Source organism: Mobilicoccus caccae (genome assembly GCF_030161635.1).
GTDB classification, from domain to species: domain Bacteria; phylum Actinomycetota; class Actinomycetes; order Actinomycetales; family Dermatophilaceae; genus Mobilicoccus; species Mobilicoccus caccae.
On the sequence record NZ_BSUO01000001.1, the window covers coordinates 2,204,401 to 2,228,754 of the forward strand.

Annotated in this window: 26 protein-coding genes and 1 pseudogene; 22 read left to right on the forward strand and 5 right to left on the reverse strand. The window is 70.4% G+C overall.

Annotation, left to right across the window (positions count from 1 at the left end; translation table 11 throughout):
• Nucleotides 1-2: 2 nt before the first annotated feature.
• On the reverse strand, nucleotides 3-1,214 hold the full coding sequence (gene dxr, locus QQK49_RS10650; RefSeq protein ID WP_284303888.1) for a 1-deoxy-D-xylulose-5-phosphate reductoisomerase: 1,212 nt from the start codon (nucleotides 1,212-1,214) through the stop codon (nucleotides 3-5).
• Between the two features lie 235 nt (nucleotides 1,215-1,449).
• On the opposite strand from dxr, the gene QQK49_RS10655 reads away from it, so the two are divergent.
• Nucleotides 1,450-1,596, forward strand: coding sequence for a hypothetical protein (locus QQK49_RS10655; RefSeq protein WP_284303889.1), 147 nt, complete (start codon nucleotides 1,450-1,452; stop codon nucleotides 1,594-1,596).
• Nucleotides 1,596-2,180: a Type 1 glutamine amidotransferase-like domain-containing protein gene (locus QQK49_RS10660; RefSeq protein ID WP_284305884.1), complete on the forward strand. Its 585-nt coding sequence runs from the start codon at nucleotides 1,596-1,598 to the stop codon at nucleotides 2,178-2,180. The genes QQK49_RS10655 and QQK49_RS10660 overlap by 1 nt, the downstream gene beginning before the upstream one ends.
• A gap of 17 nt (nucleotides 2,181-2,197) precedes the next feature.
• Here the strand turns inward: QQK49_RS10660 and QQK49_RS10665 are convergent, their stop codons facing one another.
• Nucleotides 2,198-3,196, reverse strand: a complete 999-nt coding sequence (locus tag QQK49_RS10665; RefSeq protein WP_284303890.1) for an aldehyde dehydrogenase family protein — start codon at nucleotides 3,194-3,196, stop codon at nucleotides 2,198-2,200.
• A 63-nt stretch (nucleotides 3,197-3,259) separates the two neighbouring features.
• On the opposite strand from QQK49_RS10665, the gene QQK49_RS10670 reads away from it, so the two are divergent.
• The 8 genes and pseudogenes from QQK49_RS10670 (at nucleotide 3,260) to QQK49_RS10705 (ending at nucleotide 9,862) form a co-directional block, all read left to right on the forward strand.
• Nucleotides 3,260-3,769: a hypothetical protein gene (locus QQK49_RS10670; protein WP_284303891.1), complete on the forward strand. Its 510-nt coding sequence runs from the start codon at nucleotides 3,260-3,262 to the stop codon at nucleotides 3,767-3,769.
• A 23-nt stretch (nucleotides 3,770-3,792) separates the two neighbouring features.
• Nucleotides 3,793-5,076 carry an aminotransferase class III-fold pyridoxal phosphate-dependent enzyme gene (locus QQK49_RS10675; RefSeq protein ID WP_284303892.1) on the forward strand — a complete coding sequence of 428 codons (1,284 nt, stop codon included), beginning with the start codon at nucleotides 3,793-3,795 and terminating at the stop codon, nucleotides 5,074-5,076.
• A 1-nt stretch (nucleotide 5,077) separates the two neighbouring features.
• Nucleotides 5,078-5,941, forward strand: a complete 864-nt coding sequence (locus QQK49_RS10680) for a transketolase (RefSeq protein ID WP_284303893.1) — start codon at nucleotides 5,078-5,080, stop codon at nucleotides 5,939-5,941.
• 1 nt (nucleotide 5,942) lies between these two features.
• Entirely contained in the window at nucleotides 5,943-6,950 is a 1,008-nt protein-coding gene (locus tag QQK49_RS10685) for a transketolase family protein (protein ID WP_284303894.1), read from the forward strand.
• Nucleotide 6,951: 1 nt separating this feature from the next.
• Entirely contained in the window at nucleotides 6,952-7,854 is a 903-nt protein-coding gene (locus QQK49_RS10690; protein WP_284303895.1) for a hypothetical protein, read from the forward strand.
• Nucleotides 7,855-7,870: 16 nt separating this feature from the next.
• The gene (locus QQK49_RS10695) at nucleotides 7,871-8,440 is read left to right on the forward strand and encodes a VOC family protein (protein ID WP_284303896.1); all 570 of its coding nucleotides are present in this window, start codon (nucleotides 7,871-7,873) and stop codon (nucleotides 8,438-8,440) included.
• Nucleotides 8,441-8,646: 206 nt separating this feature from the next.
• Nucleotides 8,647-9,171 (forward strand): annotated as a pseudogene (locus QQK49_RS23275) (MFS transporter); the annotation flags it as partial.
• A 55-nt stretch (nucleotides 9,172-9,226) separates the two neighbouring features.
• Complete coding sequence (locus QQK49_RS10705) at nucleotides 9,227-9,862, forward strand: MFS transporter (RefSeq protein ID WP_284303898.1); 636 nt, start codon at nucleotides 9,227-9,229, stop codon at nucleotides 9,860-9,862.
• A 4-nt stretch (nucleotides 9,863-9,866) separates the two neighbouring features.
• On the opposite strand, the gene QQK49_RS10710 is transcribed toward QQK49_RS10705, so the two are convergent.
• Nucleotides 9,867-11,372 (reverse strand): serine hydrolase domain-containing protein, encoded by a 1,506-nt coding sequence (locus tag QQK49_RS10710; RefSeq protein WP_284303899.1) that lies wholly within the window; start codon nucleotides 11,370-11,372, stop codon nucleotides 9,867-9,869.
• A 218-nt stretch (nucleotides 11,373-11,590) separates the two neighbouring features.
• Here QQK49_RS10710 and QQK49_RS10715 point away from each other — a divergent pair, with 218 nt between their 5' ends.
• The 7 genes from QQK49_RS10715 to QQK49_RS10745 all read left to right on the forward strand — a co-directional run bounded on the left by QQK49_RS10715 (nucleotide 11,591) and on the right by QQK49_RS10745 (nucleotide 17,828).
• Nucleotides 11,591-13,204, forward strand: coding sequence for a methyl-accepting chemotaxis protein (locus tag QQK49_RS10715; protein ID WP_284303900.1), 1,614 nt, complete (start codon nucleotides 11,591-11,593; stop codon nucleotides 13,202-13,204).
• 63 nt (nucleotides 13,205-13,267) lie between these two features.
• A complete protein-coding gene (locus tag QQK49_RS22810) occupies nucleotides 13,268-14,071 on the forward strand; it encodes a pyrimidine dimer DNA glycosylase/endonuclease V (protein WP_348536165.1) in 804 nt (267 codons plus the stop codon).
• 135 nt (nucleotides 14,072-14,206) lie between these two features.
• Entirely contained in the window at nucleotides 14,207-14,389 is a 183-nt protein-coding gene (locus QQK49_RS10725) for a hypothetical protein (RefSeq protein WP_284303901.1), read from the forward strand.
• A gap of 133 nt (nucleotides 14,390-14,522) precedes the next feature.
• Nucleotides 14,523-15,272, forward strand: a complete 750-nt coding sequence (locus QQK49_RS10730) for an amino acid ABC transporter ATP-binding protein (RefSeq protein ID WP_431310531.1) — start codon at nucleotides 14,523-14,525, stop codon at nucleotides 15,270-15,272.
• Between the two features lie 39 nt (nucleotides 15,273-15,311).
• Nucleotides 15,312-16,151, forward strand: coding sequence for a glutamate ABC transporter substrate-binding protein (locus tag QQK49_RS10735; RefSeq protein ID WP_284303902.1), 840 nt, complete (start codon nucleotides 15,312-15,314; stop codon nucleotides 16,149-16,151).
• 97 nt (nucleotides 16,152-16,248) lie between these two features.
• A complete protein-coding gene (locus QQK49_RS10740; protein WP_284303903.1) occupies nucleotides 16,249-16,929 on the forward strand; it encodes an amino acid ABC transporter permease in 681 nt (226 codons plus the stop codon).
• Nucleotides 16,926-17,828 carry an amino acid ABC transporter permease gene (locus tag QQK49_RS10745; RefSeq protein WP_284303904.1) on the forward strand — a complete coding sequence of 301 codons (903 nt, stop codon included), beginning with the start codon at nucleotides 16,926-16,928 and terminating at the stop codon, nucleotides 17,826-17,828. Before QQK49_RS10740 ends, QQK49_RS10745 begins: the two co-directional genes overlap by 4 nt.
• A 57-nt stretch (nucleotides 17,829-17,885) precedes the next feature.
• On the opposite strand, the gene QQK49_RS10750 is transcribed toward QQK49_RS10745, so the two are convergent.
• Complete coding sequence (locus tag QQK49_RS10750; protein ID WP_284303905.1) at nucleotides 17,886-18,485, reverse strand: TetR/AcrR family transcriptional regulator; 600 nt, start codon at nucleotides 18,483-18,485, stop codon at nucleotides 17,886-17,888.
• Nucleotides 18,486-18,639: 154 nt separating this feature from the next.
• On the opposite strand from QQK49_RS10750, the gene QQK49_RS10755 reads away from it, so the two are divergent.
• The gene (locus QQK49_RS10755; RefSeq protein WP_284303906.1) at nucleotides 18,640-19,269 is read left to right on the forward strand and encodes a hypothetical protein; all 630 of its coding nucleotides are present in this window, start codon (nucleotides 18,640-18,642) and stop codon (nucleotides 19,267-19,269) included.
• Between the two features lie 188 nt (nucleotides 19,270-19,457).
• Here the strand turns inward: QQK49_RS10755 and QQK49_RS10760 are convergent, their stop codons facing one another.
• A complete protein-coding gene (locus QQK49_RS10760; RefSeq protein WP_284303907.1) occupies nucleotides 19,458-20,903 on the reverse strand; it encodes a gamma-aminobutyraldehyde dehydrogenase in 1,446 nt (481 codons plus the stop codon).
• Nucleotides 20,904-21,208: 305 nt separating this feature from the next.
• Between QQK49_RS10760 and QQK49_RS10765 the strand changes: the two genes are divergently transcribed.
• Genes QQK49_RS10765 through QQK49_RS10780 form a run of 4 tightly spaced genes read left to right on the forward strand, consistent with a single transcriptional unit; the run spans nucleotide 21,209 to nucleotide 24,325 of the window.
• A complete protein-coding gene (locus tag QQK49_RS10765; RefSeq protein WP_284303908.1) occupies nucleotides 21,209-22,306 on the forward strand; it encodes an efflux RND transporter periplasmic adaptor subunit in 1,098 nt (365 codons plus the stop codon).
• Nucleotides 22,303-23,109 carry an ABC transporter ATP-binding protein gene (locus QQK49_RS10770; RefSeq protein WP_431310532.1) on the forward strand — a complete coding sequence of 269 codons (807 nt, stop codon included), beginning with the start codon at nucleotides 22,303-22,305 and terminating at the stop codon, nucleotides 23,107-23,109. Before QQK49_RS10765 ends, QQK49_RS10770 begins: the two co-directional genes overlap by 4 nt.
• Nucleotides 23,106-23,720, forward strand: a complete 615-nt coding sequence (locus tag QQK49_RS10775; RefSeq protein ID WP_284303909.1) for an ABC transporter permease — start codon at nucleotides 23,106-23,108, stop codon at nucleotides 23,718-23,720. The genes QQK49_RS10770 and QQK49_RS10775 overlap by 4 nt, the downstream gene beginning before the upstream one ends.
• Nucleotides 23,717-24,325 carry an ABC transporter permease gene (locus QQK49_RS10780; protein ID WP_284303910.1) on the forward strand — a complete coding sequence of 203 codons (609 nt, stop codon included), beginning with the start codon at nucleotides 23,717-23,719 and terminating at the stop codon, nucleotides 24,323-24,325. Before QQK49_RS10775 ends, QQK49_RS10780 begins: the two co-directional genes overlap by 4 nt.
• Nucleotides 24,326-24,354 lie beyond the last annotated feature (29 nt).

Below are 24,354 nucleotides of genomic sequence, written 5' to 3' on the forward strand. Positions count from 1 at the left end.
CGTCAGGCCCGTTCGAGCACGTCGTGAGCGCGGCGCCGGGCCCAGGCGTCGGCGGCGAGCACCGTCTCGACGTTCTCCGCGCGTGTTTTGTCCCGGGTCACGTCACTGGAATCGGCCCAGTCGTCGACGACCCGAGCGATCGTGTCGACGATGTCGAGGAATCCGATGCGGCGTTCGTGGAAGGCGTCGACGCAGATCTCGTTGGCGGCGTTGTACACGGCCGGAAAGGTGCCGCCCTCCCTGCCGACGCGGTAGGCCAGCGGGACCGCCGGGAACGCGTCCTCGTCCAGCGGCGCGAAGTCCCAGCTCTGGGCCGCGCTCCAGTCGCACGGCGCGTCGATATCGTCCAGCCGCTCCGGCCAGGCCAGACCCAGTCCGATGGGCACGAGCATCCGCGGCGGCCCGGCCTGGGCGATCGTCGATCCGTCGCGGAACTCGACCATCGAGTGGATCTGCTGCTGGGGGTGCACGACGACGGTGATGTCGTCGAAACCGACGTCGAACAGCAGGTGGGCCTCGATGACCTCCAGCCCCTTGTTGACCAGGGTCGCGGAGTTGGTCGTGATGACCCGTCCCATGGCGAAGTTGGGGTGGGCCAGGGCCTGATCGGGCGTGACGTCGGCCAGCTCGGCGCGGCTGCGTCCGCGGAACGGACCGCCGCTGGCGGTGACGATCAGACGCCGCACCTCCTCGCGCCGCCCGGCCCGCAGGCATTGGGCGATGGCGCTGTGCTCGGAGTCGACGGGCACGATCTGCCCCGGCTTGGCGACGGCGCGCACGAGGTCGCCGCCGACGATGAGCGATTCCTTGTTGGCCAGCGCGAGGGTTGACCCGGCCCGCAGTGCGGCGAGGGTGGGCATGAGCCCGATGGAGCCGGTGATGCCGTTGAGGACGACGTCGGCCGGGCGCATCGCGGCCAGGGTGCTCGCCTGCGGGCCCACGGCGATCTCGCGATCGACGCGGCGACCGGTGGGGCGTTCGACCTCGCGGACGGCCGACTCGACGTCCTCCTGCTCCCCCGCCGCCACGGCCACGAAGGGCACGTCGAACTCGACGGCCTGGCGGGCCAGCAGCCCCAGGTCGCTGCCACCGGCCGACAACGCCACCACCCGGAACCGCCCGGGGTGAGCACGGCAGACGTCGAGGGCCTGCGTGCCGATCGAGCCGGTCGATCCGAGGATGACGACGTCGCGGGGGGCATCGGAGCGGGTCATGAGCCCATCGTGTCAGAGGGGTCCGACAACCCCCTCCGGATTCCCCTCACCCCCGAGACCGCCGCCGATCACAGGCGGTCTCGGCGCGAGGAGGCGACGTCCTGGGCCGGCAAGCGCCGGGTCACGTCGTCGGCTCGAGCACGGAGAGGCCGGCGAGTGCGTCGCCCGAGGGGACACGCCACGCCGACCCCGATCTGCCGTGGACGTGTCCGAGGGGTCTCGTAGCCTGCGGGACATGGAGTCCACGCAGGTCACGACACCGGTCCGCGGCACGATCGTCACGCTCGGGGGTGGTGGTTTCTCTCATGCCGACGACGGACGCTCCCTCATCGACGATCACCTCCTCGAGCTGACCGGCGTGACGAACCCCGGGTCTGCCTGATCCCGACGGCCGGTGGCGACGCCGTCACCTACTGTGAGCGGTTCGAGCAGGCTTTCGCGGGGCGGGCACAGACGTCCGTGCTCTCCCTGTTCTGTCGGGACCCGTGGGGCTACACCGACCCCTCGATGCTCCTCGACCAGGACCTCGTCTACGTCGGTGGCGGATCGACCGCCAACCTGCTCGCGGTGTGGCGCCATCACGGCCTGCCCGACATCCTGCGCCGGGCCGCGGAGCAGGGCACGGTCCTCGCCGGCATCAGCGCCGGGATGAACTGCTGGTACGAGGCCTCCTCGACCGACTCCTACGGCCCGCTCGCCCCGCTGCGCGACGGCCTCGGATTCCTACCCGGCGGAGCGTGCCCGCACCTGTTCGGAGAAGAGGACCGCCGCGACAGCCTGCGCCGGTGGGTCGCCTCCGGTCAGTTGCCGACGACGCACGCCGCCGACGACCACGTCGCCCTCGTCTGGCGCGACGGCGCACTGTTCGAGGCGGTCGGTGAGGCCGGGGGCCATCCCGCGTTCAGGGTCGAGCGGACCGGCGACGACGCCGTCGAGCACGAGATCCCCGTGCGCGTGCTCGGCTGACGTGTTCGAGCGCCGGCTCAGCCGCGGCGGTACTTGAGCAGATTGGTGCTGCGTTCGAGTGCGGGAGCCCAGACGCGTGAGGGGATGAGGTCGGGGCCGCCGAGGTGCAGCTTGCGGCTCTGTGTGGCGACGGTGCGGGCCTGGGTGTACTTCAGCAGGCCCTCCTTGCCGTGGCGGTAACCGACGCCGGAGATCCCCATGCCGCCGGAGGGCCCGGCCAGGCTGGACCAGGCCGCCGCGTACCCCTCGTCGACGTTCGCCATGCCCGTCGTCAGCCGGGACGCGACCTCATAGCCCTGTTCGGGGGTCGCGCAGAACACCGCGGAGGCCAGCCCGTAGCGCGAGTCGTTGGCGCGGGCGACCGCCTCGTCCAGGTCGGCGACGGGGTAGATCGACACGAGCGGCCCGAAGGTCTCCTCGTCGTGGCAGATCGCGTCCGCGGGGACGTCGGCCAGCAGCGTCGGCTCGTGGAACAGCGGGCCGAGATCGGGCCGGCGACGACCACCGGCGAGCACCCGTGCCCCCTTGCCGACCGCGTCGGCGAGGTGTTCCTCGACGACCGACAGCTGGTCCTCCGAGACCAGCGATCCCATCTCGGCGCTCCAGCCGTAGCCGCCGCCGAGCTTCGTCGCCCGCACACGCGCGGCGAAGACCTCGCAGAACCGCGGGTACGCCGCCCGCTCGACGTAGATGCGCTCGACCGACATGCACAACTGACCGGCGGTGGCGAAGCACGCGCGGACGGCGATCTCGGCGACCCGCTCGAGGTCGGCGCCGGCTCCGACGATCATCGGGTTCTTGCCGCTCAGCTCGGCGGAGAACGGGATGAGCCGAGCGCCGATCTGCGCCCCGAGCCGCGCGCCGGTGGCCGAGGACCCCGTGAACATGAGGAAGTCGCACCGGTCGACGATCGCTCCGCCGACCTCGGCCCCACCACCCGGCACCACCTGCCATACCTCGCGCGGCAGACCGGCGAGACGGTGCGTCTCGCGGTCGGTGGCGGAACGATCAGTCACCACCGTGGCGCCGGACCGGCGGACATCAAACTCCTGTTCCCCCGCCCGAGCATGGTGAACGCCATGTTCGCCGGCACGGGAAACCCGATCCCCACCAAGGGCTTCAACCGGATCTCCTGGCTCAAGGGCCCGTTCACGCAGATCACCGACCGGCTCACCCATCACCTGCGCCACACGCCCGAGCTGCTCGCCGACCCCGACTACGCGCGGGTCAACACGACGCTCACGTTGCACCTGGCCGCGTACTCGATGGCCGAGATCGGCAACCGCGACCCGATCGGCCGGCGCATCGCGGCCGGCATGCCCGACGGCGACATCCAACTCGCGGTCCGCGACGACGCCGCGCTCATCCTGCGTGCTCGCGGAGGCCGGTTGTCGGTCCACGAGGGGGTCAGCCCCACGCGCCGAGCCACGATGGTGTTCGCCGACCTCGACAGCGCCGGAGCGGTCCTGCGGGGCGAGGTGGCCACCTACACCGCCCTGGGTCGCGGCGACATCGAGCCCAGCGGCTACGTCCCCCTGCTCGACAAGATGAACAAGCTGCTCGGGCTCGTCCCGAGGTACCTGGCCTGACGAGGACGAGGACGAGGACGATCATGGACACCTACAGCTACCCCAAGAGCGCCGAGCTGTTCGGCCGGGCCACCCGGGTCATCCCCGGCGGCGTCTACGGCCACCTCGGACCGGCCGAGGGCTGCTACATGCCCATCCAGGACTACCCGCTGTTCACCCAGCGCGCCGAGGGCGCCTACTTCTGGGACGTCGACGGCAACCGGTTCATCGACTACATGTGCGCGTTCGGGCCGAACATCCTCGGGTACAACGATCCCGAGGTCGACGCCGCTGCCGAGAAGCAGCAGCGCCTGGCCAACTGCACCCAGAACCCCACCCCGTTGCTCATCGACCTGGCCGAGCTCATGGTCGACACGGTCGCCATGGCCGATTGGGCCTTCTTCGCCAAGAACGGCGGCGACACCACGGCCTTCGCGGTGATGATCGCCCGGGCCGCCACGGGCCGCGACAAGGTCGTCCTCACCCATGGCGCCTACCACGGCGTCGCGCCCTGGATGCAGCAGCTCGGCTCCCCCGGCGTCGTCGGTTCCGACGTCTCCAACAACCTCTACATGGACTTCGGCGACGTCGCCCGCTTCGAGCGGTACGTCGAGCAGCACAAGGGCGAGATCGCCTGCTTCCTCTCCACGCCCTACCACCACCCCGTCTTCGACGACAACCGCACGCCGCCGGAGGGGTACTGGCAGCGCATCCGCGAGATCTGCACCCGTGAGGGCATCGTGCTCGCCATCGACGACGTCCGCGCCGGGTTCCGTCTCGACGTGCGCGGCTCGGACGCCTACTACGGATTCCAGGCCGACCTGCAGTGCTTCTGCAAGGCCCTGGCCAACGGGCACAACATCTCGGCGATCTGCGGCACCGACGCTCTCAAGGACGCCGCCGCGTCGGTGATGTACACCGGGTCGTTCTGGATGTCGGCGGTGCCGATGGCGGCCGCGATCGCGTGCATCACCAAGATGCGTGAGATCGACGCCGCCGAGATCTGCCTGAAGACGGGCACGGCCCTGACCCGGGGGCTGCGCGACGTCGCCAAGGCCAACGACTTCGACCTGTCGGTCAGCGGCGAGCCCTCGCTCTGGTACATGCGCACCACGGCGATGGACGGCGTCCCCGATGACAACCTGCTGCTCCATCAGGCGTTCGTCGCCGAATGCGTCCGCCGCGGAGTCTTCTTCACCAACCACCACAACCTGTTCACCAACACCGCCATGACCGACGACGACATCACGTTCACCCTGGAGGTGGCCGACGCCGCCTACAAGGCCGTGCGCGCCCGCTCCCGCCGCATCCTGTCCCCGGAGATCTGACATGCCGCTGACCCGCCAGGAATGGACTCACCTGGAGGACACCGCGCACCGGTTGCGCAGGCTCACCCTCGACACCGTCGTGTGGGCCGGGTCGGGCCACATCGGCGGCTCGCTGTCCTCGACCGACGTCCTCACCGTGCTCTACCACCACGTCATGAACTTCTCCGCCGAGACGATGGACGACCCGGATCGTGACCGGTTCGTCCTGTCCAAGGGCCACATCGGGGTCGGGTTCACGCCGGTCCTGGCCGACCTCGGCTGCTTCCCGATCGACCGGTTGACCCGGTACAACCAGACGGGCTCGCCGCTGGGCATGCACCCGGCCGCCGACAAGGTGCCCGGCGTGGAGGTGTCGACGGGGTCGCTCGGCCACGGGCTCTCCCTCAGCGCCGGGATGGCCCTGGGCGCCAAGACGGCGCAGCGCGACTTCCGGGTCTTCTGCCTGCTCGGCGACGGCGAGTGCAACGAGGGCTCGGTGTGGGAGGCCGCGATGGCCGCGAGTCACTACCACCTGGACAACCTCGTCGCCTTCGTCGACCGCAACCACGCGATGATCGACGGCCCGACCGCGGACATCATGGGTCTGGAGCCGTTCGACGCGAAGTGGGAGGCCTTCGGCTGGCACACCCAGACCGTCAAGGGCAACGACATCCCCGCCATCGTCGAGGCGACCGAACAGGCGCTGGCCACCACCGGCCGGCCGTCGATGATCATCCTCGACACGGTCAAGGGCGAGGGCATCGACTTCATCGAGGGCGACTTCGCCTGGCACTACGGCTCGTTCGACGCCGACCGCAAGGCGAGGGCCGAGGAGGCCCTGGACGCCCACCACGCCCGCCGCGTCGCGGCAGTCAAGGAGCGCTGACATGGCCGGGTTGACCTACACGATGCTGGACGCCACCGAGCTCGCCACCTCGGAGGTCTACGGGCGGGTGCTCACCGAGCCGGGGCGTGAGCACCCCGAGATCGTCGGGCTCTCGGGAGACCTGGCCAAGTCGACCAAGATCGGCGTCTTCGCCAAGGAGTTCCCCGAGCGGTTCTTCAACGTCGGCATCGCCGAGCAGAACCTCTTCTCGATGTCGGCCGGCCTCGCGAGCACCGGATTCGTCCCGTTCGTCTCGACGTTCGCGGCGTTCGCCACGATGCGCGCCCTCGAGCAGCTGCGCACCGACATCTGTTACGGCAACCAGAACGTCAAGATCATCGCCACGCACTCCGGGCTGTCGTTCGGGCAGGCGGGCAGCACCCACCACGCCCCCGAGGACATCGGCATCCTGCGGACCATCGCGAATCTCGTGGTCCTGTGCCCCGCCGACGGCATGTCGACGGCACAGGCCGTGGTGGCCGCCTACGAGACTCCGGGCCCGGTGTATATCCGCATCAACCGCGGTTTCGACCAGAACGTCTACTCGGCCCCGATCGAGGACTGGCACGTGGGCGGTTCCAGCCGCCTGCGCGAGGGCAGCGACCTGACGATCATGGCGACGGGATCGGGCTTGTGGCGGGCCGTGCAGGCCGCCGACCGCCTGGCCGCACAGGACGGCCTGTCCGTGCGCGTGGTCGACGTGTACTCGCTCAAGCCGCTCGACGAGCAGGCCGTCCTCGACGCCGTCACCGACACCCGACGCATCATCACGGTCGAGGACGCCAACATCGCGAACGGGCTGGGCACGGCGATCGCGACGGTCGCCGCCGGGCTGGGCAAGGGCTTCGCGTTCCGGCGTCTCGGCCTGCCCGACTGCTACTCGATCATCGGTCAGCCCGAGGATCTCTTCGCCCACTACGGCTACGACGAGAACGGCATCATCGAGGCCGCCCGCGAGCTCATGCGCCTGGAGATCACGGACGACGACGACTGGGACGACGAGATCTGACATGGCCAGTCTCTCTGCCGATCACTCCAGCGACCCTCGGCCCGCGTCCGCGTCGACCACCACCGCCACCGCCAACGCCCCTGTCGGTACACCGACCCGGGAGGACGAGGAGCTGTACCGCAGCATCGTGTTCCTCAACGCGGTGGTCCCGGTGCTGCGCCCGATCATCGAGGCCACGCCCTCGCTGCGGCGCGCCTTCGTCGGACGCCACGGGGTGGTCCAGATCTCGGCCCGCGCGGCCGACGGCACCTCGGTCGACGGCCGGCCGCCCCGGGTGGCCACCCACCTCGTCGTCGACGACGGGGAGGTCTCCCTGGCGCTCGGCCCGCACCGCACACCCAACGTGGAGCTGGAGTTCGGCAGCCGGGCACGGCTCAACGCGTTCTTCCTGGGCAAGGCCTCACTGCCCCGCATCCGCGGTGGCGCGGCGAATCCGGGTCTGCTCGTGGCGACGATCCGCTCGCTGCTGACGATGTCCTCCCTGCTCGGCGCCACCGAACCGCCCGAGGACGAGCAGCGGCAGGCCCTGCTGACCAAGGCGATGTTCCATCTGCTGACCACCGGCATCAGCCAGCTCAACAAGGCCGGCCACCCACGGCTGCGGACGTGGTCGACCCGGCAGCCCGACCGCGTCTATCAGTTGTCGGTGGCAGGCGACCCCGAGCTGGCCGCCTACGTGCGGGTCAAGGGCGGCCGCACCAAGGCCGTCCGGGGCGCCTACACCTACGCGCGACCCTTCTTCAGGATGCAGTTCGACTCTCCCCGATCGGCGCTCGGCATCCTGCTCGAGACCGACGACATGATCGAGTCGACGGTCACCGGGCGGATCGAGATGCTCGGAGCCCCCGAGTACGGCGCCGAACTCGGCGAGCTCATGCTCCTGGTGGGCGGCTATGCGAAGTGAGGCGAAGGTGGGCCTGATGGGCGCGGGGGTCACCGCCGTGATCGCCGCCGCCCTCGCCCCGGGGCGCCGTGGTCCGCGGGCTCGCGGGGTGCACCACGCGGGCGTGACGGTGAGCGACTTCGAGGCGGCCGTGCGCTGGTACCACGAGCACTTCGGGTTCCTGCTGGTCACCGAGATGACGCTGGAGGGCGAGAGCGCGGACCAGCTCGCCGCGCTCTACGGGCGCACCGGGCTGACCGTCCGGTTCGGGTTCATGCGCGGCCGCGACGGGTCGATCCTCGAGGTCTTCCAGTTCGATCCGCCCGAGCCGGCCTCGCCGGCCGTGTGGAACAGGCCCGGGTACACCCACGTCGCGATCTCGGTGTCGGACGTCCACGGGTGGGTCCGCCGGCTGACGGAGCGTGGCGTCGAGTTCGTCACCGAGCCGCAGTTCACGGCGGGGGCGCACTGGGTGTTCCTGCGTGACCCCGACGGCAACCTCGTCGAACTCATCGACCTGCACCACAACCGGCTCGCCCTGACCCACCTCGGCGGCATCGTGGGCCGGATCCACCGCTGCACCCGGTGGGCGGGCTACTACCGCTGACCCGCGCTGCCGCAGCCGAACGACCCCTCACCGGTGGGCACGCCTGCGCCATGACCTGAGCCGCCGGCGGATGGATAGGTGATACTGATTCTCCATATCTTCATGGAGGCTCCGTGTCACACATCCGTCAGCCCCGCCCGCAGGATGTCCCGTCGCTGGCCGAGGCGCCGGGCTTCGTCCGCTACCTCGTCGCGACCGCCGCGAACATGGTGGCCGCGGGCCTGGTCGGATTCACTTTTCCGGTCCTCGCCTGGACCCTGAGCGGATCGGCCTCGGTCACCGCCGCCGTGGCCGCGCTCGGGGTGGCTCCCTACCTGGTGTTCGGGCTGCTCGCGGGTGCCGTCGCCGACCGGGTCGACCGGCGACGCCTCATGGTGGGCGCCGACGTCGTGGCCGCCCTCGCCGTCCTGGCCCTCGTCGGCGCCGCCCTGACCGACACACTCACCGTGCCCGGACTCCTCGTCGTCGCCGCCACGACGTCGACGGCGTTCGTGTGGGCCGACTGCGCCCAGCTGGGGGCACTCCCGGTCATGGTCGGCCTCGACCGGGTCGTCGCGGCGAACGGGGTCGTCTACGCCTGGCGCAACGTGCTGACCGTCGTCGTCCCCCCACTCGCGGGGATCGCCGTGGCCGCCGTGGGAACCACCCCGGTCATCGGCGTGGCCGCCCTCGCCTACGGACTCTCCGCCCTCGTGCTCGCCACGATCGCCGCCCACCACCTCACCGCACCTCGACAGTCCCCCCCGCGACCCCGCGACCGACCCCACCGATGGCGGCACATCGCTCGTGCGCGCGTTCGGCCGCGACATCGGCGACGGGTTGCGGTTCGTGTGGGCGCACCCGGTCATCCGACCCCTGACGCTGCTGGGATTCGGCCTCTCCTTCACCGGCGGCGGCGTCCTCGGCCTGCTCGTCGTCTACGCCGTGGACGTCGCGGGCGTCGCGCTACGGGGACTTCCGATCGGAGCACTGTTCGCGACGAGCGCGGTCGGCGGGGTGGTGGGCAGCCTGCTCGTCCCGTGGCTGGGACGGCGCTTCGACGCCGCCCGGATCAGCCTGGTCGCCTACTCCACCAACGCGTTCGCTCTCCTCGTCGTGGTGGCGGTCACCGGCTTCGTCCCGGCGCTGCTCGCCCTGACCTGCTGGTACGTCACGTTCAGCCTGGCCATCGTCAACGGCATCGGCACCCGCGCCCGCCTCACCCCGCTGTCGATGCAGAGCCGGGTCAACGCCGCCGGTCGCATGATCGCCTGGGGCGGGCAGCCCTTCGGCGCGATCTGCGCCGGGGTGATCGCCGAGGCGCACGGGGTGCGGCTCGCCCTGCTGCTGTGCGGAGCCGGGATCGGCGCCACCGTCGTGCTCGGGTGGCTCTCACCCCTGCGCCACGGCATCCCCGATCACGCGGGTTCGCCCGCGCCGTGAGGACTCAGACCCGCCGCGCGGAGCGTGACCGGTGGACGCGGCGGAACTCCTCCTCCGGCAACAGGGTTCCGCCGCCGGCTCGCAGGGAGGTGATACGTCCGGAGGGCTCGCGCGTCGCATGCCACCGCTCCCCGGGCGCGCCGAACCCCGGTTCGGCCGGCGTCACCAACGTGTCGGCGTCGAGGATGCGCAGTTCCTCGGCGTCGTCGGCCGGGTCGGCCAGGTCCGGGGAGAAGACGATGAGCCGGTCGCCGAGCACCCGGATGTCGGTGTGGCCCCACGAGCTGAGGAACCGGCCGGTGAAGCTCGCGGGGTCGATGCCCTCCTCGCGTGCCTCCTGCGCGGACATCCCGAGCGGGGTACCCTCCGGCCACGCCGAGGACGAGGCGGCCTCGGGCCCCGACTTCTCCAGCGCGAGGCCGATGAGCCGGATCAGCCCCGCGGCCAGTTCGCTCGCCGGGCCGCCCGCCTGGTTGGTCAGCACGCAGACGACCAGCCCGTCGGTGGGGTCGAGCAGGGTGCGGGTGATGAATCCCGGGAACCCGCCCGAATGCCCGACCGTGTGTCGCTTGCCGACCTTCTCCAGGACGAGACCGAGGCCGTACCGCCCCTGCTCCTCACCCCGGCGCACGATGAACGACTCCGGTCGCTGCATGAGCCGCTTGGTGCCGTCGCTGATCAGGCGGGTGTCGCCGAAGGCGTGGGCGGCGGCGTACGCCGACAGGTCCTCGGCGTCGGCGACGAACCCCGTGGCCGGCGCGAGGGCGTGGGTCGAGGGGTTGCCGACGACGAACGTGTCGTCGTCGCCGTCGATCCGCATCGAGTGTCCCCACGCACACTCCTGCGGCGGCACGTCGTCGATGTCGGGGTGGACCCGGTCCAGGCCGAGCGGGTCGAGGATGCGCTCGCGCACGAACTCGGCGTAGGAACGCCCCGAGGCCCGCTCGATGACGAGCCCGAGCAGGGCGTACCCGAAGTTGGTGTACTTGAAGTGGGCGTTGGGCACGAGCACGACGCCATGCTCGGTGAGCATCTCGAGCAGGCGTTCGCGGCCGGGGAAGTCCTCCATGAGCTGCCAGTAGTCGCTGGCGTCGCCGTCGCGTACGACGCCGGCCTGGTGCCCGAGCAGTTCGCGGACGGTGATCGACCCCAGTGGGTGCCCCTCGAACTCCTGCACCCACTCCTCGAGCCGGTCGTCGAGGCCGACCAGACCGTCCTCACGCAACTGCATGATCGCCGTCGCCGTGAACGTCTTGGAGTGCGAGGCGATGCGGAACAGGTGCCGCGTCGTCAACTCCGTGCCCCGTTCGAGATCGGCGCTGCCGAGCGCCGCGGAGACCACCACCTCCTCCCCGACCCGGATGCAGACCTGCACCCCGGCGATCCGCAACTGCCTGCGCCGCAGGTCGACCCAGGCGATGAGGGCCTCCTGCGCGTCCCTGACCACCGACGTCAGTCGGTCACGGGCGGCGTCACGGGGCGAGGACGTGGCAGGAGATGTGTCGGGCATGGGCGTCAGTCTCCCTGGTGCGCCTCGATCGCGAAGGCGTTTCGCGGTGGATACGCAACCGATGCGCCCCGCGCCCGGCGACGGACTTGCCGCATGTCAATACATCACACGAAAAAATCCCGCAGAAAGGCGGAGAACTGGCGATGAGGAGGGAGTACCCCCGCATTAACACGAACTCACACCCGATGCGGGTGACTCGAGAGAAAGGGCCCATCCGCATGTCCGCATCGCCTCCCCGCCGGTCCTCGCTCGGCGTTCGCACGAAGATCCTTCTCGTCGGGGCCATCGGCCTGCTCGGCGCGCTCGCGCTCGCCGGGGTCAACGCCTGGTCGCTGTCGGCGATGAACGCCGCGGCCGACGAGATCGACGCCGCCTACACCGTTGAGAAGGCGGCACTGCTGGTCCTCGCCGACGCCGAACGCCTCAACGGGCACCAGAACGGCTTCCTCCTCGACATCATCGTCAACGGCACCGGGGCCGGTAAGTCCGAGCGCGCCCACTACGAGGAGGCGGCGACGAGCATCGGGCAACGCCTGGCCTCGTTCCCGCCGCTGCAGAGGGATCTGGGCCGGACATCGCTGGAGGAGACCAGGGCCGGGTACGCCAGGTTCTCGGAGATCGACGGGCAGATCATGGCCCTGGTCGAGCGTGGCGACGACGCCTCCCTGCGCCGGGCCGACGAGCTGGCCAGGGGCGAGGCGACGCAGGTGGCGGCCCAGATGGAGGAGGCCATCGACCGACTCATCCAGTCCGCCGAGACCCGCGTCGCGGCGGCCATGGCCGCCAAGTCCTCCACCTCGTCCACGGCGACGGCCGTCATGATCCTCACCGTCGTGCTGGTGACGGCCCTCCTGGTAGCCGTCTCGCTGCTCATCGCCCGCAAGATCCTTCGGGCGGTGCGCTCGGTGCAGGCGTCCCTGGAGGCCATGGGCCGCGGGGACCTGCGGGTCCCGGCGCAGGTCGAGAGCGACGACGAGGTCGGCCGCATGGCCCAGGCCGCCGAGGCCACGCGCCTGTCCATGGCGGAACTCCTCGGCCAGGTCGGGCAGGTGAGCACGACCGTCGCCGCAGCCTCCGAGCACCTGTCGAGGACCGCCGCCCAAGTCGGGTCGACGAGTGAGAACGCGACCCACCAGCTCGTCAGCGTGGCAGCGTCGGCCGACGACGTGTCCCGCAACGTGCAGACCGTCGCGGCCGGCACCGAGGAGATGACCGCGTCGATCCGCGAGATCGCCAAGTCGGCCAACGACGCCGCCGGGGTCGCGGCGCAGGCGGTCAGCGTGGCCGATGTGACGAACAGGACCGTGGGCAAGCTCGGCACCTCCAGCGCCGAGATCGGCCAGGTCGTCAAGTCGATCACCTCCATCGCCGAACAGACCAACCTGCTGGCCCTCAACGCGACGATCGAGGCCGCGCGTGCCGGCGAGGCGGGCAAGGGCTTCGCCGTCGTCGCCAACGAAGTCAAGGACCTCGCACAGGAGACCGCCAAGGCGACCGAGGACATCGGCGCCCGGGTCGACGCCATCCAGCTCGACACCGAGGCCGCCGTCGCCGCGATCGGGGAGATCTCGGCGATCATCGCGCAGATCAACGACACCCAGGCGACGATCGCCTCGGCCGTCGAGGAGCAGACGGCGACGACCAACGAGATGAGCCGCAACGTCACGGACGCCGCCAGCGGGTCGACCTCCATCGCCGCCAACGTCGCCTCGGCGGCCGGCGGGGCCCGCCAGGCCACCGACGGCGCCCAGGCCTCCGCCCAGGCAGCCGACGAACTCGCCGGCCACGCGGCCGAACTGCAACGCCTGCTGAGCCGCTTCAGCTACTCGTGACCCCTTCCCGCCCTCACGGCGCGTGGGGGCGGTGGCAGGGGCACCGACGCCTACGCTGACCGGATGCGCATCTGGAGTCTGCATCCCCGCCTGCTCGACCGTGCGGCGCTAGTCGCGTGCTGGCGCGAGACCCTGTTGGCGCAGAAGGTGCTGCGGGGGCTGACGAAGGGGTACACGCGTCACCCGCAGCTCGTGCGGTTCCGCGCGGCCTCCGATCCGGTGGCCGCCGTGGCGACGTACCTGTCCGGGATCGCCGACGAGGCGGATCGACGCGGCTACCGCTTCGACCGTGGCCGCATCGTGATCTGCGAGCCGGTCGCGCCGGAGGCGGTCGCCGCGAACCGCCTGTCGGTCACCACCGGGCAGCTCGAGTACGAGATGGCGCACCTGCGCGCCAAGGTCATCGCCCGCTCCCCGAGTGGCTCCCCCGCCTGGACGACGCGTCGATCCCGCCGCCGACGCATCCGCTGTTCGTCGCGGTCGACGGCCCGATCGAGGCGTGGGAGGTCCGCTGACAGACGGACAGGGGGCCGATGCCCTCCCGGCACCGACCCCCTGTCCGACAGGTGGTCTCAGTCGCGGCCCTGGCCGCGGCGGTCCATCGACTCCTGGAGGGCGCGGCGGTATTCACGCTGCTCTTCGGTCATGACAGAACTCCTCGATGCACGCAGAAAACGAAAAGGTGGCCTGCGCTGCGACGTCCGGGCGGTGGCGCGGACGGAATCCGAAGGCGCGGGGTCACCGCAGCCGGACTCGGCAGGCGTGGCGGGCTTGTCGCTCCGCACGATCCTCAGGATCGGTCGAACCGACGTCGCGGCGCAGACACGTCCGCTCTCTGAGACGTCGGTCCCGACAGGCGGACGGTGATCGGCCCACCCACCGCTGACCAGTGCCGCCCCCGCCCCACCGGATGGCCGGTCTCACAGTCGGATGCCGCTCCGCGCCGACCGGGGCGCGGTAGCCTGGCGGGGCAGGGATATCGGGGAGAGAAAGAAGGACGAGATGGCCAATTCTGAAGGCCTCAGCATCGCGTACCGCCTGGGGTGGAACATTCGCCGGATCGCGATGATGTTCCTCGGCCCGGCCCAGCTCGGCGACCAGGACGACCCGACGCAGCGCCTGCACGCCGAGCGCCGTCGCAAGTCCGCCGAGGCGCTGGCACGCCGGGAGTCCGGCAAGCGCTGACCCGGCGACGCCGGTCCGTCCCTGCTCGGCGACGAACCGCCCGTCGCGCCATCGCGACCGTTCACCGCGGACGTGGCCGGGTTGCCCACGGCGGCCCCTGCCCCGCCACCACCATGGCCTACTGTTTCGCGCCATGAGCACCTCTGGCACGCCGTTGGTCGTCCTCGACCGGGTCAACAAGCACTTCGGTGACCTCCACGTCCTCAAGGACATCGACCTGGTCGTGCACACCGGCGAGGTCCTCGTCGTCATCGGCCCCTCCGGATCGGGCAAGTCGACCCTGTGCCGCACGATCAACCGCCTCGAGACCTTCGAGTCCGGCTCGATCACGGTCGACGGCAAACCCCTGCCCGAGGAGGGCAAGGCCCTCGCACGACTGCGGGCCGACGTGGGCATGGTGTTCCAGTCGTTCAACCTCTTCGCCCACAAGACGATCCTCGAGAACATCACCCTCGGGCCCATCAAGGTGCGCGGCCAGAAGAAGGACGCGGCCGAGAAGCGCGCCATGGAGTTGCTCGAGCGTGTCGGCGTCGCCCATCAGGCGGAGAAGTACCCCGCGCAGCTCTCCGGCGGGCAGCAGCAGCGCGTCGCCATCGCCCGGTCCCTCGCGATGGACCCCAAGGTCATGCTCTTCGACGAGCCCACCTCGGCGCTCGACCCCGAGATGATCAACGAGGTCCTCGACGTCATGACCGACCTCGCCAAGTCCGGCATGACGATGATCGTCGTCACCCACGAGATGGGCTTCGCCCGCAAGGCCGCCGATCGCGTCGTCTTCATGGCCGACGGCCAGATCGTCGAAGAGGCCGAGCCCGAGACCTTCTTCACCAAGCCGCAATCCGCCCGGGCCAAGGACTTCCTCGGCAAGATCCTCACCCACTGACCACAGAAGCCTCACACCCTCGAGTCGATGGAGACCACCATGAAGCACACCCCTTTCGGCATCCTCGCCACCACCTGCGCGGCAGCTCTCGCGCTCTCCGCCTGCGGCGCGGGCACCTCCGGCGGCGGCCAGCCCGGCGGTGGAGCCAGCGGCGGCGGCGACGCGCTCCGGGTCGGCATCAAGTTCGACCAGCCCGGCATGGGCCTGAAGAAGGGCGAGGAGTACAGCGGCTTCGATGTCGACGTCGCCCGGTACGTCGCCAAGGAGCTCGGCAAGACCCCGCAATTCAGCGAGGCGCCGTCCCCCCAGCGCGAGACCCTGCTCAAGACCGGCCAGCTCGACATGATCGTCGCGACCTACTCGATCACCGACAAGCGCAAGAACGAGGTCGGATTCGCCGGCCCGTACTTCATCGCCGGCCAGGACCTGCTGGTGCGCACCGACGAGAACGCCATCAAGGGCCCGGACACCCTCACCGGCAAGAAGCTGTGCTCGGTCAAGGGCTCCACGCCGGCGCAGAAGGTCAAGGACGAGCACCCCGACGTGCAGCTGCAGGAGTACGACACCTACTCCAAGTGCGTGGAGGAGCTCGTCAACGGCACCGTCGACGCCCTGACCACCGACGACACGATCCTCGCGGGCTACGCCTCCCAGGAGCAGTACTCCGGCAAGCTCAAGGTCGTCGGCAACACCTTCTCCGAGGAGAAGTACGGCATCGGCCTGCCCAAGGACAACGCCGACATGTGCCAGAAGGTCACCGACGCCCTCAAGAAGATGATCGATTCCGGCGAGTGGCAGAAGATCGTCGACGCCAACTTCGGTCAGGCCGGCTTCAAGCCCGGGCCGGGCAACCCGCCCACCCCCGCCGCCTGCGGCTGACCCGTACACATCGGGGTGGCGCACGTCTTCACGCGATCGTGCGCCACCCCGCTCGCGTCCCTCCCCTCGACCGAGGTCATGGCGAAAGGCGACCCGCATGGGTGAAGTGCTCACCAACTACGACGTGCTCGGCGCGTTCTGGATGACGATCAAACTCGCCGTCCTCTCCACGATCGGCGCCCTGGCGATCGGAACGGTCCTCGCGATCTTCCGGCTCTCACCCGTGGGGCTGTTGCGCGGTCTCGGCGCGTTCTACGTCAACATCGTCCGCAACACCCCGCTGACGCTGATCGTCCTGTTCACGATGCTCGGCGCCCACTCCAACCTGCGCATCCTCGTGGCCGACCCGAGTTCGCCGACGAGCATCGCCGACACGATCTTCCGTTGGGGCGTCATCGCCCTGGCGCTCTACCACGCGGCGTTCGTGTGCGAGGCGCTGCGCAGCGGCGTGAACACCATCCCGGTGGGCCAGGCGGAGGCGGCGCGCTCGCTCGGCCTCAGCTTCGGGCAGAACCTCCGGCACGTCATCCTCCCCCAGGCCTTCCGCGGCGCGATCGTCCCGCTGGGCAACGTCGTCATCGCGTTGACCAAGAACACGACCGTCGTCGCGGTGATCGGCGTCGCCGAGATCGCCTACCTGACCGCCACCGTCATGGAGAACGACCCCGGTCTCATCGTGTGGCTCTTCGTCGTCGTCGCCCTCGGTTTCGTCATCCTCACGGTGCCGTTGGGCCTGGCCACGACGCACTACGGACGCAAGTTGGCGGTGCAGCGATGAGCGCCGGAGTCGCCCAGTTGTTCGACGTCCCCGGACCTCGGGGACGGATGCTGCAGCGCGTCGCCGCGGGGGTGCTGATCGTCATCGCCCTCGGCCTCGGAGCCGCGGTGCTGTGGAAGCTCGCGGAGCGCGGCAATCTCGCACCGGCGAAGTGGAGCCCGTTCCTGACGTCGGACGTCTGGCAGTTCTACATCGTCCCCGGCCTGATCAACACCCTGTACGCGGCCGCGATCTCGATCGCCCTGGCCAGTGTCCTGGGGCTCCTGCTCGCCCTCGGGCGGCTCTCCCCCATCGCACCCGTGCGGTGGGTGGCGTCGGTGTTCGTCGAGTTCTTCCGCGCTGTGCCGGTGCTCGTGATGATGTTGCTGTCGTTCTGGGGGTATCTCGCGTTCGCGGGTCTCCCCTCGGCCTACCTCCCCCTCGCCGGAGTGGTCACGGGTCTGACGCTGTACAACTCCTGTGTGCTGGCCGAGCTGCTGCGGTCGGGAGTCCTGTCGTTGCCCAAGGGGCAGGCGGAGGCCGGCCTGTCGATCGGCCTCACCCAGGGCCAGACCCTCATGGCGGTGCAGCTCCCCCAGGCGCTGCGGGCGATGCTGCCCGCCCTCGTGGGTCAGCTCGTCGTCATCCTCAAGGACACCGCGCTCGGCTACCAGATCCTCTACGCCGAGCTGCTGCGTCAGGCGGAGCGCATCGGGAGCGCCTACTTCAACATCGTTCCCGCGCTCATCGTCATCGCCCTCATCTACATCGCGATCAACTTCGCCCTCACCTCGTTCGCGACCTGGCTCGAACACCGCCTCACCACCCACGGCCACGTCGCGGGGGGTGTCCAGGGAGCAGATCCCACCGTCGGCATGGACGACCCGTACAGGTCCTCGGTCACCACCGCCCGTCGCTGACAGCGAGCCACCTCCGGTGAGAGCGGGCGGGGTCGTCATCCGGTCCGAGCGGGAAGGTCACCGTCCGGCGGTGTGGCGGGTGAGCACTTCCCACGCCGCGTCGTCGTCGACGAGGTCGAGGGCGACGAGCCCGAGCGCCGTGGCGATCTCCAGACGGATCGCCGCCTCCGCCAGGGAGACATCGGTGGTCGTGACGTCGTCGCCGGGAACGCCGGTGTCCGGCGGACCGGTCGGTCCCGGGGCTGTCTCGGGGCTCGTCCCCGAAGCCCCGCGGGCCGTCTCGACGTACGCCTCGACGAGCGAGGCGAGCAGAGCCTCCCGTGCCGGCGGCTCCACCCCGGAGATGGCCGGCGGCGTGCCGAGCAGCAGGTCCCACAGGCCGCGCTCCTCGCGCGCGAACCGCCGCATCGAGGTGAGCAGAGCGGCCTGCGAGCCACGGTCGAGAGCGGCGAGGAGTTCGCTCGCACCGGCCTCGTAGATGGCGGTGACGAGAGCCGAGCGAGCCCCGAACTTCGTGTAGACGCACATCGTCGAGCGGCCGGACACCTTGGCCAGGGTGCGCACCGTGAGGTCGCCGACCCCCTCGCGGCGGACGTGGCCGAGCCCGCCCTCGATGAGCTGCTCGCGGATCGTCGGTGCGGTGACCTCGCTCGTCATGCCGGTGGCCTCCCGTCGATGTCGTGCGCTTCGTATCCGCCTGGCGCGCCCCGCCGTTCAGCCTATCGACAGGTCGTTGCCCCTTGTGCCGGGCCGACGGACGTGGTGCACTCATAACGTTCGTTATATCGAACGTTATTCCACGGAGGTCACCATGTCCACCGCCCCCTCGACCCACCTCACCCCACCTGCCCCGACCCTCCCCTCGACGCTGAGCGTCGCCCCGTCGCTCATCACCCTCGCCGGGTGGTCGGGGCTGGCCGCAGCCGCCGTCCTCGTCGTCAACACCGTCAAGCGCGCAGGAATCCTGCCGCTCGTGCTCGCCACCCAGCTCGTCGCACCCCTGGCGGAGGTCCTCGCGCTCCTCTTCGTCACCGGCCTGTTCCTCACTGCCGGGCGCCGCTCCGGCGGCTGGGGCCTCGCCGCCTACGCCGCGAACATCACCGCACTCGGGCTGCTCGTCGGCGTCGAATTCGTCATCAACCTCGTCTTCGCGGGGCGCACTCCGGCCGAGATCGGCGTGCTGCGCTCGGGGTCGCTCGGCATCGCGCTCATCGCCACCTCGGTCGTGTTCCTCCTCGCGACGATCGCCTTCGCGGTGACCATCGCCACCGATCGGTCCGTGCCCCGAGCAGCGGTCCTCGCCTACGCCGTCGGCGGGATCCTCGTCGCGTCACGGGCATTCGTTCCCGAGTGGGCCCTGCAGATCGGCCTCCTCACCCTCGCCGGCGGAATCGTCGCCCTGTCCCTCTGGCTCCTCCGCACCGCCCGCACCCACCCCTGAGCCGGCGCCCGACACCAACCCCCTCACCGCCGAGCGTCCTCACACACCAGAAAGGGCGGCTCTCGCTTCGCGCGAGACCCGCCCTTTCCGCTGCGCCTTGTCGGCTCTCGAACCCGATCCGCCGAGCCGACCGCACCTCCACTACGGGCGCACCTCGCTACGCTCGCCGCACCCTCCGCTGCGCCTTGTCAGCTCTCGATGTTCGCCATCACATGCTTGATCCGGGTGTAATCCTCGAACCCGTACATCGACAGGTCCTTGCCGTAGCCCGAGTGCTTGAAACCACCGTGCGGCATCTCGGCCACGAGCGGGATGTGGGTGTTGATCCACACGCAGCCGAAGTCGAGCTTGCGCGAGAGGCGCATCGCCCGGCCGAAGTCCGAGGTCCACACCGAACTCGCCAGGCCGTACTGCACGCCGTTCGCCCAGGCCAGGGCCTGCGCCTCGTCGGTGAACTTCTGCACCGTGATCACCGGGCCGAAGATCTCGTTCTGCACGGCGTCGTCGTCCTGACGCAACCCCGAGATCACCGCCGGGCTCAGGTAGTACCCGCCACCGAACTCTTCCAACCGCGTCCCGCCCGCGTCCAGGCTGGCGTGACCGGGCAGCCGCTCGATGAACCCACTGACGTGCGCGAGCTGGTCGGCGTTGTTCACCGGGCCCAGCAGCGCATCGTCGTTGTCGGGCTTGCCGACCACCGCCTCCTTGGCGAACGACGCCAGGGCCGCGACGAACTCGTCGTGAATGCCCTCCTGGACGAGCACGCGGGTCGCCGCCGTGCAGTCCTGACCCGCATTGAAGTACCCCGCGGTGCCGATGCCCTCGATCGCCGCCTCGATGTCGGCGTCGTCGAACACCACCACCGGCGCCTTGCCACCGAGCTCCAGGTGAACGCGCTTGAGGTCCTTGGACGCCGACTCCGCCACCTGCATACCGGCCCGCACCGACCCGGTGATCGACACCATCTGCGGGATCTCGTTCTCGATGAGCGCACGGCCCGTCTCACGGTCACCCGTGACGACGTTGAACACACCCGCCGGGAGGAACTCCGACGCGATCTCAGCCAGGCGCAGCGTCGTCTCGGGCGTGGTGTCGCTCGGTTTGAGGACCACGGTGTTCCCCGCCGCCAGCGCCGGCGCGAACTTCCAGACCGCCATCATCATCGGGTAGTTCCAGGGCGTCACCTGGCCGATGACACCGATGGGCTCCCGCCGGATCCACGAGGTGTGCCCGGCCATGTACTCCGCGCTGGCACGTCCCTCGAGGATCCGCGCGGCACCCGCGAAGAAGCGGATCTGGTCGGCCATGACCGGGATCTCCTCCGACGCGGTCAGCGCGTACGGCTTGCCCGTGTTCTCCGCCTCGAGCTCGATGAGCTCCTGGCCGTTCGCCTCGACGGCGTCGGCGATCTTGAGCAGCGCGGACTGCCGCTCACCCGGCGTGGCATCGGCCCAGCCCTCGAACGCGCCCGCGGCCGCCTCGTAGGCGCGCCCCACGTCCTTCGCGTTCGACCGGGGAGAGGTCGCCACGACCTCACCCGTCACCGGGCTGCGGACCTCGAGGCGCTCGTCGGTGCGGGCGTCGACGTACTCGCCGCCGACGAAGTTCCTGATCTGGCGCGGATTCTGCGTCATGGGGACTCCTTCGTCTCGCGGACCCGTCGGGGGCGGGGTCCGGCCTACTGGGAACTGTACCGACCGGACGGTTGGACGGCGAGGGTTCGAAGGCAGGGAGTCCGGTCGACGGCGACGGGCGCAGATCCACCCCAGGGCGCGTGTCGGAGCGTCCTGATCGCTACCGAAGTCTGATGTGCTGCGACGAGAACGCCGTCAGACTACGGAGGGCGGAGATCCGCTGCGCCAGGTCGGCGTCGACGATCCGGCCCCACACCGGGCGAGGTCGTCGCCGCAGAAGACAAGTTCGAGAGAGTCGAGGGCATGTGAACGTCGTCCGCCGCTACGTGTTCCCTCTGATCTGGATGATCATCCTGGGCGTCATCGCCGCATCGCTGGCCAAGATGGCGTTCTTCCCGTCGCAGGAGGCGGCGGCGACAGACGACGGGCAACCGACGGCCTCCTTCGAGGAGTACGCGACCGTCCCTGTCTCCCGAGGCGACATCGCGTCGACGATGTCACTCTCCGCGACGGTGCAGGCCGACCCCGGCAAGCCCGTCACCGCGACGCACGCCGGCCAGATCAACAAGGTGTGGGTCGAGAACGGCGAACGGGTCGGCAAGGGCGACCGTCTCCTGCAGGTCCGGGTGCCCAAGGAGCCGGAGCCGGCGCCACCCCTTCCCGCCCCCGCGCCGGCCGCCCCCGGCGCGCCCGCGCCTGCCGCTCCGGCTGCTCAGGCCCCCGCACCCGCCGCGGCCGGGCCGTCGGACTTCACCTACCACACGCTGCACGCCCCCGGCAGCGGCACCGTGCGCGGCCTCACGGTGGTCCAGGGGCAGGCGCTCGAGGTGGGAGGTGCCGTGGCCACCCTGTCTCCCGGCACGTACGCGATCGTCGCCGATCTCACGCCCGAGCAGCAGCTCGAACTCCTCGACCGCGACATCGAGGCCAGTGCCAAGCTCCCCACCAGCTCGGCCGCCGTGAGCTGCTCCTCCCCGAACATCGAGGAGGACGATCCCGAGAAGCCCGAGGGTGCACAGAACCCCGCGCCCCCGGCCGTCGATCCCTCGACCGGGATGCCGGCGGCGGAGCAGACGTCCGTGGCCAGCCTGCGCTGCCCGGTCCCGGCCCGCACCAAGATCGTGCCCGGGTTGTCCGTCACCGTCACGGTCGACCTGGGATCGGCCACCGGCGTGCTGACGGTGCCCACCACGGCCGTCGAGGGCAGTCTCGCCGACGGCGCCGTCTACCTCATCGACGACGTCGGCGGCGAACCCCAGCGCCACCCGGTCACCCTTGGGCGACGCGGCGAGGGCGTGGTCGAGGTGAAGACCGGCGTGAAGGAGAACCAGCAGGTCCTCCAGTTCGTCCCCGGCGTCGACAATCCCGACGCGGGCGTCGTCATGGGCGGCCCGCGCTGGTGAGCGACGTCGATCCCCGCGTGCCGCTGCTGCGGATGCGCGACGTGACCCGGTCCGTCGAACTGCCCAGCCGCGAGACGCTCCACATCCTGCGCGGCGTCGATCTCGAAGTCCACCCCGGCGACCACGTCGCGGTCGTCGGTCGGTCCGGCTCCGGCAAGACCACCCTGATGAACCTCCTCGGGCTCATCGACCGGCAGACCAGCGGCGAGCTGCTCCTGCACGATCAGGACGTCGCCCGGATGAGCGACGGCCGTCGGGCCCGGTTGCGCGGGCGCACGGTGGGGTTCGTCTTCCAGCAGTTCAACCTGCTGGACGGACGCACCGCGCTGGAGAACGTCATGATGCCGATGCTCTACGGCACGGCCCGGCAGCTCTGGAACCGCGAGCGGGCGGCGATGGAGATGCTCGACCGCGTCGGACTCGCCGACCGCGCCGATCAGAAGCCGAACCGGCTCTCCGGCGGTGAGCAGCAGCGCGTCGCGGTGGCGCGTGCGCTCGTGCGGCGACCGACGCTCATCCTTGCCGACGAACCGACCGGCGCCCTCGACGTGACGACCGGCGAGGCCGTCATGGCCCTGCTGGACGAGATCGCCCGCGACTCCGACGCGGCGCTGGTCACGATCACCCACGACCTGCAGGTGGCCGCCCTGTCCCAGCGCACGTTCCTGCTCGACGAGGGGGTGCTCCACGACATCGACACGACCGGTATGGGCGCCGCGCTGGCGACCACCGAGGGGATCCGAGCCCATCGAGGGGCCGTCACCGCCTCCTCCCTGGGCCGCACGAGCGAGGATCTGCCGTGATCGGGTTCGTCGCCTCGATCGTCGAGGCCTACGGGGAGTTCCGCGTCAACAAGGGCCGCATCCTGCTCTCGCTCGTGGGTGTCGCGTTCTCGGTGTTCGCGATGACCGCGGTCCTCGGCGGTGGGCGCATGATGACCAACGCCCTGCAGCAGACCCTCGAACGCGACACGGGCCGCCAGACGGTCCTCTCGATCCAGCCCGCGGGCGGACCCTCGGGCGGTGCCGCCACCGCCGACAGCGCCGAGCGCCGTGACCAGGTGGTGCTGGACGTCTTCGACCGGTTAGGGATCACCCATCGCTCCCGGTCGTTCCAGACGCAGGTGCGCGCACAGACCCACCAGGGGGTCCAGGCCGTCCAGACGAACGCCGTCGACCCCTCCTACGCCGAGATGTACCGGCTCGAGGTGGACCGCGGACGATGGCTCGCGGACACCGACCGACAGCGACTCGCGCCGGCCGTCGTCATCGACGACCGCCTGTACTCCCGGCTGGGTCGCCCCGAGCTCGGGTCGGCCACGATGACCGCGTACGGGACGGGCCAGGACTCCGTGCAGATGGTCGTCGTCGGCGTGCTCCCCCGCGGCCCGGTGCCGAGGACCACCGGCCGTTGACCGCGTTCGTCCACGCGGGAGCCGCCGCCGCGTTGCCGGGCCTCGACCCGGCCACCGTCATGCCCACGTACCTGGCGTGGGTGCCACCGGAGGCGTCCGACTCCGTACAACAACAGATCCGGCGGCAGCTGGCCAACACCCCGTACGGGTCGTTCGAGGCCTTCCCGATGGGGATCTCGCTGGAAGACGTGGGGTTTCGCCAGATCGAGTGGGCCCTGCTCGGCATCGCCGGGGTCATCCTGCTCCTCGGCGCGATGGGCCTGGTCAACATCTCCCTGGTCACCGTGCGCTACCGCATGCGCGAGATCGGCATCCGCCGCTCCTACGGCGCCACCGGACTGCGCATCTTCGTCGGCGTCCTCATGGAGTCGGTGGTGGCGACGGTCATCGCCGGTGCCGTCGGTGTCACCGCCGCGGTCGCCCTCGTCCGCGCCCCGTTCGTCCTGGACTTCTTCCGCGACCAGGGACTCGTCGACCTCCCACCGTTCCCCGTGTTCGCCGTCCTCGTGGGGTTGGGCGCCGCCACCACCGTCGGCGCACTCGCCGGCATCATCCCCGCGCTCATCGCCACCCGGGTCAAGGTCATCGACGCCATCCGGGCGTGAGCGGCATGTGGTATCACCGCGCTACCATG

Coding starts and splice junctions, on each gene's coding strand:
- QQK49_RS10690 (WP_284303895.1), top strand. CDS start 6,952: ATGGCCAGTCTCTCTGCCGATCACTCCAGCGACCCTCGGCCCGCGTCC.
- QQK49_RS10760 (WP_284303907.1), bottom strand. CDS start 20,903: ATGACGCAGAATCCGCGCCAGATCAGGAACTTCGTCGGCGGCGAGTAC.
- QQK49_RS10695 (WP_284303896.1), top strand. CDS start 7,871: ATGGGCGCGGGGGTCACCGCCGTGATCGCCGCCGCCCTCGCCCCGGGG.
- QQK49_RS10675 (WP_284303892.1), top strand. CDS start 3,793: ATGGACACCTACAGCTACCCCAAGAGCGCCGAGCTGTTCGGCCGGGCC.
- QQK49_RS10685 (WP_284303894.1), top strand. CDS start 5,943: ATGGCCGGGTTGACCTACACGATGCTGGACGCCACCGAGCTCGCCACC.
- QQK49_RS10670 (WP_284303891.1), top strand. CDS start 3,260: ATGTTCGCCGGCACGGGAAACCCGATCCCCACCAAGGGCTTCAACCGG.
- QQK49_RS10715 (WP_284303900.1), top strand. CDS start 11,591: ATGTCCGCATCGCCTCCCCGCCGGTCCTCGCTCGGCGTTCGCACGAAG.
- dxr (WP_284303888.1), bottom strand. CDS start 1,214: ATGACCCGCTCCGATGCCCCCCGCGACGTCGTCATCCTCGGATCGACC.
- QQK49_RS10725 (WP_284303901.1), top strand. CDS start 14,207: ATGGCCAATTCTGAAGGCCTCAGCATCGCGTACCGCCTGGGGTGGAAC.
- QQK49_RS10710 (WP_284303899.1), bottom strand. CDS start 11,372: ATGCCCGACACATCTCCTGCCACGTCCTCGCCCCGTGACGCCGCCCGT.
- QQK49_RS10755 (WP_284303906.1), top strand. CDS start 18,640: ATGTCCACCGCCCCCTCGACCCACCTCACCCCACCTGCCCCGACCCTC.
- QQK49_RS10735 (WP_284303902.1), top strand. CDS start 15,312: ATGAAGCACACCCCTTTCGGCATCCTCGCCACCACCTGCGCGGCAGCT.
- QQK49_RS10745 (WP_284303904.1), top strand. CDS start 16,926: ATGAGCGCCGGAGTCGCCCAGTTGTTCGACGTCCCCGGACCTCGGGGA.
- QQK49_RS10680 (WP_284303893.1), top strand. CDS start 5,078: ATGCCGCTGACCCGCCAGGAATGGACTCACCTGGAGGACACCGCGCAC.
- QQK49_RS10740 (WP_284303903.1), top strand. CDS start 16,249: ATGGGTGAAGTGCTCACCAACTACGACGTGCTCGGCGCGTTCTGGATG.
- QQK49_RS22810 (WP_348536165.1), top strand. CDS start 13,268: ATGCGCATCTGGAGTCTGCATCCCCGCCTGCTCGACCGTGCGGCGCTA.
- QQK49_RS10730 (WP_431310531.1), top strand. CDS start 14,523: ATGAGCACCTCTGGCACGCCGTTGGTCGTCCTCGACCGGGTCAACAAG.
- QQK49_RS10750 (WP_284303905.1), bottom strand. CDS start 18,485: ATGACGAGCGAGGTCACCGCACCGACGATCCGCGAGCAGCTCATCGAG.
- QQK49_RS10655 (WP_284303889.1), top strand. CDS start 1,450: ATGGAGTCCACGCAGGTCACGACACCGGTCCGCGGCACGATCGTCACG.